Here is a 1,008-nt window from a genome sequence, read left to right as displayed (position 1 = left end):
AGTTGCAGCACAAACACATGCCAGCTTAACGCCACACAGCTCAATTGGATGTTATACCGATAAAAATTTGAAGTATTGAAAGGGGATAACATAATGAGAGATATCTGGATATTCTTACACCCCATGAGAAGGGAACTTCATAAAAATCAAATTGATGATTTTATTGATCCCTATATCCAAAAAATACTTCCGCAATTTCAAAATATTGATACAGAGGCAAATGAAGCTGCAGAGCAATACTTTAATGAAATAATGTCCATGCCTGCTGATGAATATGCTGACGGTTATGATATGGCTGAACTAGCATATGACTACGGTTTTAGAAGATACAATATGCTTAGATTGGGATTATATACAGCGACAGCTACATGGCATGCCACTTTGTTTGAATTCTATCATCAGCAAATGCGTATATTCTTATACGATGAAATTCGACGGTATGTACATGTTGAATTTAGCTCATTCATCGCGAAATATAATGATATTCCTAATTTGTATAGAGACTTCGGATTTGATTTTGAATCTTTAAATGACTGGACAGTATTGGATGAGCTCAGATTATTATGTAATGTTATTAAGCATGGTCATGGTAGATCCTCACAAGAATTAAGGGAAAAGAATGGGAATATATTTGTTAACGCTGATGACACTGACTTGATGAACCTATATAGGACAACACTCTTGGAAGAAACCTTGAATATTAATTCTGAAACACTTATTTCTTATGCTTCAGCGATAAAAAGAGTATGGGAAGATCTCCCGGAGCAATTATCTTATCAATATAGTAGTGAATAATTTACGGTATAACCTGCAATTGGAGCAGACGTGGCTATTGTCATGGTTTGTGCTACTGGTTCCAATAATAGAGTAGATATAACGAAGGTGATGCGAGCGAAACTGATGATATACTGTTGGTTCGGTAGCAGCACAAACGCATGCCAACTTAACGCCACGCAGCTCAATTGGATGTTATATATATTGAAAAAAAGCTAAACGCGGTATATATTG

1 protein-coding gene is annotated in these 1,008 nt (G+C 35.8%); it reads left to right on the top strand.

Annotated features, from left to right (window positions below; translation table 11 throughout):
• Positions 1 to 93: 93 nt before the first annotated feature.
• Positions 94 to 795: a hypothetical protein gene (locus B4O97_RS19105; RefSeq protein ID WP_083053115.1), complete on the top strand. Its 702-nt coding sequence runs from the start codon at positions 94 to 96 to the stop codon at positions 793 to 795.
• The last annotated feature ends 213 nt before the right edge of the window (positions 796 to 1,008 follow it).

The organism is Marispirochaeta aestuarii (assembly GCF_002087085.1).
GTDB classification, from domain to species: Bacteria; Spirochaetota; Spirochaetia; order JC444; family Marispirochaetaceae; genus Marispirochaeta; species Marispirochaeta aestuarii.
This window is presented reverse-complemented; position numbering and strand designations above follow the sequence as displayed.

Excerpts from the sequence above, each read along its gene's own strand:
- B4O97_RS19105 (WP_083053115.1), top strand. The coding sequence starts at position 94 with ATGAGAGATATCTGGATATTCTTACACCCCATGAGAAGGGAACTTCAT.